The 8,483-nt window shown below is 73.7% G+C and carries 5 protein-coding genes; 2 read left to right on the top strand and 3 right to left on the bottom strand.

Going from position 1 to position 8,483, the window contains the following annotated elements:
- Positions 1 to 195 precede the first annotated feature (195 nt).
- Positions 196 to 2,811 carry an aminopeptidase N gene (gene pepN / locus ACFYY1_RS01665; protein WP_388579417.1) on the bottom strand — a complete coding sequence of 872 codons (2,616 nt, stop codon included), beginning with the start codon at positions 2,809 to 2,811 and terminating at the stop codon, positions 196 to 198.
- Positions 2,812 to 2,943: 132 nt separating this feature from the next.
- On the opposite strand from pepN, the gene ACFYY1_RS01670 reads away from it, so the two are divergent.
- Positions 2,944 to 3,594, top strand: coding sequence for a disulfide bond formation protein DsbA (locus tag ACFYY1_RS01670; RefSeq protein ID WP_388579419.1), 651 nt, complete (start codon positions 2,944 to 2,946; stop codon positions 3,592 to 3,594).
- Positions 3,595 to 3,628: 34 nt separating this feature from the next.
- Here the strand turns inward: ACFYY1_RS01670 and ACFYY1_RS01675 are convergent, their stop codons facing one another.
- Positions 3,629 to 7,189, bottom strand: a complete 3,561-nt coding sequence (locus ACFYY1_RS01675) for a hypothetical protein (protein ID WP_388579421.1) — start codon at positions 7,187 to 7,189, stop codon at positions 3,629 to 3,631.
- A 151-nt stretch (positions 7,190 to 7,340) separates the two neighbouring features.
- On the opposite strand from ACFYY1_RS01675, the gene ACFYY1_RS01680 reads away from it, so the two are divergent.
- On the top strand, positions 7,341 to 7,544 hold the full coding sequence (locus tag ACFYY1_RS01680; protein ID WP_388579424.1) for a hypothetical protein: 204 nt from the start codon (positions 7,341 to 7,343) through the stop codon (positions 7,542 to 7,544).
- Between the two features lie 89 nt (positions 7,545 to 7,633).
- On the opposite strand, the gene ACFYY1_RS01685 is transcribed toward ACFYY1_RS01680, so the two are convergent.
- Positions 7,634 to 8,287, bottom strand: a complete 654-nt coding sequence (locus ACFYY1_RS01685; RefSeq protein ID WP_388579426.1) for a TOPRIM nucleotidyl transferase/hydrolase domain-containing protein — start codon at positions 8,285 to 8,287, stop codon at positions 7,634 to 7,636.
- Between the last annotated feature and the right edge of the window lie 196 nt (positions 8,288 to 8,483).

The raw sequence follows: 8,483 nt of genomic DNA on the forward strand, positions 1-8,483 counted from the left end.
GTTCCGGGGTATCCCGCAAGCCGGCGCGGCGCTAACCCCTGTTACACGCTCGTCGGCAATTCGGGACAACGCCGTCCTAAAGTACGCACGTTCGACGACCGACTGCGGGACAGCCCCTGGGGGTGTCCCTCCGGCAGCCGCACGAGCAGGGGCGGGGCGAGGCCGGACGCACCGCCCCGCCCCGCCCCGCACTCGTCAGATCCCGGCCCCGGCCTCCGCCGCGCCCGCGTCGCACGCCTGCGCCCGCAGTGCCCGCGCCAGGTCGTCCCGCGCCTCCAGCACCAGCCTGCGCAGCGCCGGCGCCGCGTCCTCGTGGGAGGTCAGCCAGGCGTCCGTCGCGGCCAGCGTCGACGGGTCGTCCTGGAGCGCCGGGAACAGGCCCTTGACCACGATCACTCCGATCTGGATCGACCGCTCGGCCCAGACCCGCTCGATCGCGTCGAAGTACTTGCCCGTGTACGGCGCCAGCAGCTCCCGCTGCGACGACGGGGCGAAGCCCGCGATCGTCGCCTCGACCAGCGCGTTGGACAGCGCGTCCGACTCCACCACGCCCGCCCACGCCTGCGCCTTGACCGCGGCGGAGGGCCGCGACGCCAGGCACCGCACCTGGTGCCGCTTGCCGGACGCCGTGTCGTCGCGGGCCAGTTCGGCATCGATGACCGACTCGTCGGCCACCCCGTGCGAGGCGAGCGGGGACAGCAGCGCCCACCGCAGCTCCTGGTCGACGTCGAGTCCGTCGATCCGGGCCGAGCCGTCCAGCAGCCCCGACAGCAGCCGGAGGTCCGCCTCCGAGTCGGCGACCGACGCGAAGAACCGCGCCCACGCCAACTGGTGCTCGCTGCCCGGCTCGGCGACCCGCAGCTCCCGCAGCGCGCCCTCGGCCAGCGCCCGGCCGCCCTCCTCGCGCCACCCGTGCGCCGCGTACTGCGTGAGCGCGGTCCGGGTCCAGGCGTGCAGCATCTGGAGCACACCGATGTCGGACTCCCGGCCGGCGAAGGCCAGCACCAGGGAGACGAAGTCGCGGGCGGGCATCAGCGCGTCCCGGGTCATGTTCCACAGCGCGGACCAGCACAGTGCCCGTGCCAGGGGGTCGGTCATGTCGCCGAGGTGCGCCCGCAGTGTGGCCAGGGACACCTCGTCGAAGCGGACCTTGCAGTACGTGAGGTCGTCGTCGTTGACCAGGATCAGCTCGGGCCGCTCGGCCCCCGCCAGCTCCCCGACCACCGTGCGCGGCCCGGCCACGTCGACCTCGGCGCGGGCGTACCGCACCAGGTCGCCGTCGGCGGCGCGTCGGTACAGGCCGACCGCGACCCGGTGCGGCCGCAGCTCCGGGTGGGACTCGGCCGCCTCCTGGAGGACCGCCAGCTCCGTGATCCGGTCCGCTGCGTCGTACGTGGCCACCGGGGTCAGCGAGTTGACGCCCGCCGTCTGCAGCCAGGAGCGCGACCAGGCGGTCATGTCGCGCCCGGACGTCTCGGCCAGCACCGACAGCAGATCGCCCAGCTGCGTGTTGCCGTAGGCGTGCTTCTTGAAGTAGCGCCGGGCTCCCTCCAGGAACGCGTCCCGCCCCACGTACGCCACCAGCTGCTTCAGCACCGAGGCGCCCTTGGCGTACGTGATGCCGTCGAAGTTCAGCTTGGCGTCCTCCAGGTCACGGATGTCGGCCGTGATCGGGTGCGTGGAGGGCAGCTGATCGGCGCGGTACGCCCAGGACTTGCGGTTGTTGGCGAAGGTGATCCAGCCGTTCTTGAAGCGGGTCGACTCCACCATGGAGAACGCGCCCATGAAGTCGGCGAACGACTCCTTCAGCCACAGGTCGTCCCACCACTGCATGGTGACGAGGTCGCCGAACCACATGTGCGCCATCTCGTGCAGGATGACGTTGGCCCGGCCCTCGTACGCGGCCTGCGTCACCTTGCCGCGGAAGATGTACTCCTCGCGGAACGTGACACAGCCCGGGTTCTCCATCGCGCCGAGGTTGTACTCCGGCACGAACGCCTGGTCGTACTTCCCGAACGGGTACGGGTAGTCGAAGTTGTCGTGGAAGAAGTCCAGACCCTGCTTGGTGATCAGGAAGATGTCGTCCGCGTCGAAGTGCCGGGCGAGTCCCTTGCGGCACATCGCGCCGAGCGGGATCTCCAGCGTCGTGCCGTCCTCGAAGGTGCGGCTGTAGGAGTCCGTCACGTAGTGGTACGGGCCGGCGACGATCGCCGTGATGTACGTGGAGATCGGCTTCGTCTCGGCGAACCGCCGGACCTCTCCGTCCCGCGACTCCTCGGCCCCGTTGCTCCAGACCGTCCAGCCCTCGGGCGCCGTCACCTGGAAACGGAAGGGGGCCTTCAGGTCGGGCTGCTCGAAGTTCGTGAAGACCCGCCGCGAGTCGGCCGGCTCGTACTGCGTGTAGAGGTAGACCTCGCCGTCCTCCGGGTCCACGAACCGGTGCATGCCCTCGCCGGTCCGGCTGTACGCGCACTGCGCGTCGACCACCAGGACGTTCTCGCCCTCCGGCAGCTCGTCCAGCGCCACCCGGGTGCCGTCGAAGACGGTGGCGGGGTCGAGCGGCCGCCCGTTGAGCGTCACCGCGTTCACGGCGGGCGCCACGAGATCCGCGAAGGTCGACGCCCCCGCCCGCGCGTTGCGGAACCGGATCGTGGTCACCGAGCGGAAGGTCCGCGGACCGGAGGCGGCGTCCCCGTCCCCGTCGGTCCCGCCGACGGCGGAACGCAGATCGAGATCGACCTCGTAGCCGTCGACGCTGAGCAGCTCGGCCCGCTCACGGGCCTCGTCGCGGGACAGGTTCTCACCGGGCACGGGTGCACTCCTTTGTGTCACGTTCGAATACTTTGATCCTCCCATGCCGTCACCCGGCCCGGCAGGCGGGAATGACGGGTGCGTCCGTGGGCGTTCTGCGCAGCAGGTGCGAACGCCCTCATGAGGAGAGACATGTCTGACAACAGCACGGCGACGACCGGAAAGACCCCCGTCGACTTCTGGTTCGACCCGCTCTGCCCCTGGGCCTGGATGACCTCCCGCTGGATGCTGGAGGTGGAGAAGGTCCGCGACGTCGAGGTCCGCTGGCACGTGATGAGCCTGTCCGTCCTCAACGAGGACCGGATCGACGAGCTGCCGGAGGAGTACCGCGAGCTGCTGGAGAAGGGCTGGGGCCCGGTCCGCGTCGTCGTCGCCGCCCAGCAGAAGCATGGCGACGAGATCGTCGGCCCGCTGTACACCGCGCTCGGCACCCGCTTCCACAACCAGGGCGAGGGCCCCACCCGCGAGGCGATCGAGGGCGCGCTCCAGGACGTCGGCCTGCCGGCCGAGCTGGCGGACTTCGTGGACTCGGACATGTACGACACCGAGCTGCGCGCCTCCCACAAGGAGGGCATCGACAAGGTCGGCCAGGACGTCGGCACCCCGGTCATCGCCGTCCCGGGCGCGGACGGCGAGCAGATCGCCTTCTTCGGCCCGGTCGTCACCCCCGCCCCGAAGGGCGAGGACGCGGCGAAGCTGTGGGACGGCACGCTGCTGGTGGCGTCGATCCCCGGCTTCTACGAGATCAAGCGGACCCGTACGCAGGGCCCGATCTTCGACTGACCGCACACCGCACACCGCCCGCCGCAGCGGCGCGTCATCCGGGCCCGGCCATGTCCAGCAGCGCGGCCACCGGTGACATGGGCTCCCATGCGGGGTCCAGCCCGGTCAGCCGCTCGGCGACGCGGGCCCAGGCCCGCTCGTCCGTGCCGAGCCGGGAGCGTACGAGCTCGGCGAGGCCCGTCCGGGCGGCGGCGGCCTCGGGCGGGGCGTCGGCGCGGCGGGCGGTGCCGCTGAGGTAGGCGAGGATGCGCGCGGCCGGGGCCGCCTGGCTCAGCAGGTCCGCGCCGGTCAGCAGGCCCGCCGCGAGCAGGCCGTCCAGCTGGGTGGTCGGCGTGCAGTGGTACAGGCCGCCGAGCCCGTGCCGGGCCCGCGCCCGGGTCAGCCGCGCGTTCCCGGACAGTCCGTCGGGACCCGGCTCGCCCAGCAGTGCCGCGTGCCGCAGCCGGAGCTCCTCGGGCGCCTCGTCGAGGCGGACCACGTCGGACCAGTACGGGATCGGGTCCTCGGCGTGGGCGGCTTCGAGAGCCGCCCAGTCCACGGCCTCGCCCGGCGGGAGCGCCGCGAGGACCGCACGCGTCTGCGCGGCGTGCTGGGCGCGCCGCAGCTTCGTGACGAGCTTGCCCGGAGCCAGTTCGCGGTCGAGCCGGGCGCGGAGCACGGCGGCGGGGTCGGCGGCGGCCAGGGCCTTCGCGCACACGGTGGTGGCGGCCCGACCCAGCAGGTCCGCGCCCGCGACGCGGGCCAGCCGGTCGGCGCCGCCGTGCTCGAACAGCCTCAGGCAGCCCAGGAGTTGATGGCCGAGGCCGAGCTTCTTTCCTTCCTTGGCGAGCAGTTCCTCGACGAGGTCGGGCTCGGCGGAGCAGAGCCACGCCGAGCCCCCGGCCGGGTAGGCGGAGCCGCGGGCGCGCCAGTCGGCCAGCACCCGGCCGCCCAGCGACGTCCTCCCGGCGCCCGGCGACGTCCTCCCGGCGACGGGCCGTGAGCGGGTCACGATCCGGTGGACGAGGGGCCGGGGGTTCCAGTGCCGCAGCAGGGCGAGATCCACATCGGGGTCGTCGAGGTCGACGAGGCGCTCCACCGCTCCGCTCCTCTTCATCCAGCGGGACTGCGCGGCGAGGACGCGCAGCGCGTCGCGGTCGCGTCCGGCGAGCAGCCGGTCGAGGACCCGCAGCGGCGTGCGGTCGTACCGCAGCAGGTACGCGGCCAGGAGCCAGGGCCCGTCGGGGCCGAGCCGGGGCAGCACGGCGTCGACGACCTCGGCGTCGGCCAGGCAGAGCAGGGTGCCCACCGGCCACGCCCACAAATGGTTGCCGCGCTCCAGGAGGTGGATCGCCTCGTCGGGTGTGCCCGGTCCGGGCTTCGGCACGAGTGGCCCGCCGCCCGCCGCCGGGGCGACTCCGCCGGTCCGCGACTGCGCGCGCCCCAGCAACCGGGCCCAGCTCAGCCCCTCCTCGGCGGCTTCGGACGCCGTCACCGTCGCGGCCAGGCGGAGCCAGGCGTCGGCGTCGGTGCCGAGCTCGGAGCGCAGTCGCCGGGCGAGCGCGGAGCGCCATGCCTCCGCGAACGCCAGCCGCCGCCAGTCGTGGGGGAGCCGGAGCAGTCGGTGCGCGGGCAGCATGGTGAGCAGTTCGTCCGCAGGCAACACGCCCTGGCGGTAAGCGTGTTCGGTGAGGTGCGTGCTCGATCCGTACGACTCCGGGAGCTTCGCGCGTATCTCGGCGAGGCTGGGCGCGGCGTACACGTAGCCGTCCTCGGACGCGGGGATGCCTTCGGCGGCGCAGGCGTCGGCGAACCAGTCCGGGGTGGCGAGGCCGGGCGCGTCGTTCCAGTCGTACACGGACAGCGCGCGCAGCACGTCGGGGGACGTGGGCCGTGGTGCGCCGGCGGGGGCGACGGAGTACAGCAGGTCGAGGGCGGGCAGGGCGTGGACCCGGTCGATCCGGTACAGGGGTGCCCGGGGCGGCGGCACCGCGGCCGACGGGCGGGGCTCGACGGCCTCCCCGGCTTCCCCGGCTTCCTCGGTTTCCCTGGCGGCGGCCGTGCCCGCCTCGGCGATCAACTCGGCGACGGTTCCCTCGTGTTCGGGCAGCAGGGTGTCGAGCGCCGCCCAGGCGTCCGGCCGTTCGCCCAGGTGGGCCGCGGCCAGCGCGCGGAGCTCGGCGGCGGACGCCGCGCCCAGCAGGTTCCGTTCGGCGAGCCGGGCGAGCGCGTCCACGGCGTGGACGGCGGGCCGCGCGGTGCGGATCAGCTCGACGGGATCGAGGAGCCCCGCACCCGCCATGCCCTCCGCCCAGCGGGTCGCGCTGTCGTCGAGCGCTTCTTCGGCCAGGCGTCGCGCGGGTGGGGTGCTGTTGCCCGCACGGCGTCCGCCGGCCCGCCACGGCTCGTTGAGGACGCTCAGCCGGAACGCCAGACGCTGGGTGTCGTCGGCCGCCTCGTGGCGGGCCAGTTCCTCGCAGGCCTTGGGCATGAACGGGGTCGCGGCATGGGCCGCGGCCAGAGCGTCGAGATCGTGCGCGTACGGCTCGGCCAGCAGATCGCGCAGGGTGCTGGTGCCCCGCGCGGTGGCCAGCAGTGCGGGCAGCCGGGCCGGGTCCTCGTACGGTTCGCACTCCGCGCGCAGGCGGTGCGGGGCGCCGCCGCCCGCATCGGCCAGTGCCTCGGTCACCGTGGTCACGACGGCCTGGCTCAGCCAGGCGGCGGCGGGGTCGTCGAGCAGTGCGCGTACGGCGTCCGGGCCGCTCCGCTCCCAGACCCGCAACAGCGCGTACTGCTGCGCGACCTGACGGAACCCGACCCGCAGCGCGAGGCCCACGAGCTGCGGGTCGCCGGAGCCGAGCAGCGGCGCCAGCCAGGAGAGCGGCACATCGCCGTGCGGCGCCGTCAGCTCGGCGAGCAGCGCGTCGTCGAGGGGAACGGTGTCGGTTCCGTGCGCGATGGTGCGGCGCAGGGACGAGGTGGTGCGCGGGTTGCGGTAGACGGCGGCCGAGACCCGGGCGTCGCCGATCGCGGCCAGCCGGGCGAGCACCCGGGCATCGAGCCGGGGATGTCCGGCCAGCGCGGTACGGGAACGGCTGTCGCCGTGGCCGAGCACGGCGGCCACGAGAGCGGGCGCGGGCGGTGCCCCGCCGGCGAGCAGGTCCGCCGTCAACCGCTCGGGCAGCGCGGCCAGCGCGGCGGCGGCGTCGCCCGGCTCGGCGTGCTCCAGGAGCAGCCCGAGCGTGGCGTGGACGCTGCGGGGCGCGGGCGCCCGGAGCGCGTCACCGGACCCCAGGGGCGTCGGCTGCTCGGCGAGCAGCGCGGTCAGCTCGCCCCGGTACCCGGGAAGCGCGTCGTACAGCCCGCGCCACCGGTCCATGTCCGCGCCGAGCCGACTCACCGCCAACTCGCGCAGTACTTCGGCGACTTGACCGTCGACCCCACCGGCTGCCGCGACCTTCGCCGCCACCGTACGCGCGGGCCGCCCCCGCTCCACCGCCCGCAGAGCGGCGCCCTCTGCCTCCGGACCCGCCCCGTCCGTATCCCTGGCAACGTCAAGGATTCCGTGGAGCATTCGCCCCGCCGCGCCCGCCCGTGTCGCTGACATGATCGCCATGGCCGCCATGCTAGAGGGGCTCTGTCCGGCCCCGGGCTACACGCCGGGGCCGTTGTAGGCGCCGCGGTGCGGTTTCGGCATACCCGACGCCGGGACCGGCGTCGGGCACCTCGTATTCGATGCTGTCTGTCTCCTGCTGTTCGCCTGGGGCGTGTACGAGCTGACCCACTCCCTCGCCTCCTGGCTGGTCCTGCACGAGGGCGGCATCGTCCACCGGGGCCGCCGGGAGGACTACCGGGTCGGCGGGGACAACACCCTCTACATCGAGGACAAGGGCCTGAGCAACTGCCGGAAGGCGATCACCTGGTCCGTCATGGCCCACATCGCGGAGTCCGCCGTCCCGGAACGGCGGTGACCGGGTCGCACCGTCCAGGGCGGCAAGAACCCCGGCGAGGGCAAGGGGCGGAGTCTTCGAAGGACTGATGCGCCCGGGAGGCGGCTGCGCTAGACGTTTGCGAGGAGGCGTTCCAGCGGCCGGGGTACGTGCGTGAGGTCCAGGTGCGCGATCAGCGCCTGCGCGTACTGCGCCTTGCGGCCGCTGTGCGTGCCCATGAACCGGCGCAGCTGGTGTTCCACGGGGCGCTCCCGCTGGGCGGGCTGGCCCTGGAACGTGAGGAAGGGGCGCATCTCGCCCTGGGCCTCGATCACTTGCTGTACGGCGCCGGCACCGAGGGCGCGGATCAGCTCGTCCTCCAGGTCGGCGACGCACACCTGGAACCCGAGCGCCTCCAGTCCGGCGCGGGTGAGGCCGGAGCCGAGCCCGACCCGTTCCAGGTGGCGCCGGAAGTGCCGCTCCTCGCCGATGTCGCAGAGCCCCGCCAGCGGGAGGCCGAGCCCCGGCGGACCGCACACGTTCAGGAAGCGCCCGATGCTCGTCGCACCGCCGAGCGGTACCACCGCGACGCCCTCCGCGCCGAGGTCGCGGCCGTGGCGGGCGGCCAGGGCCTCGATCGCCACCTGGTCGCTGCTTCCCTCGACGAGGACGACCGTGCGCACACCGCCGGCCAGTTCCCGCGCCTCCGCCGCTGCCGCGTCCGACCCCGCTCCGCCGGCCGCCCATGCGACCGTCGCCTGACGGAATCGCCTCAACTCGTCCACGAGACCTCGCTTTCCGACGCCATCCTGCACGGCGGGGATCTCGTACGCACAGACGTTTTCCCGATCGCTTCCGCCGCCAAGGCGAGTGGGCCCACGCGCACCACGCGTGGGCCCACCTTCATCGGCGTCCGGGATCAGCTCGGCTGGTCTCCGGTGTAGCGGTAGATGCCGCCTGCTGAGTTGACGTGCCATACGG

The organism is Streptomyces sp. NPDC001890 (assembly GCF_042891445.1).
Taxonomy (GTDB): Bacteria; Actinomycetota; Actinomycetes; order Streptomycetales; family Streptomycetaceae; genus Streptomyces.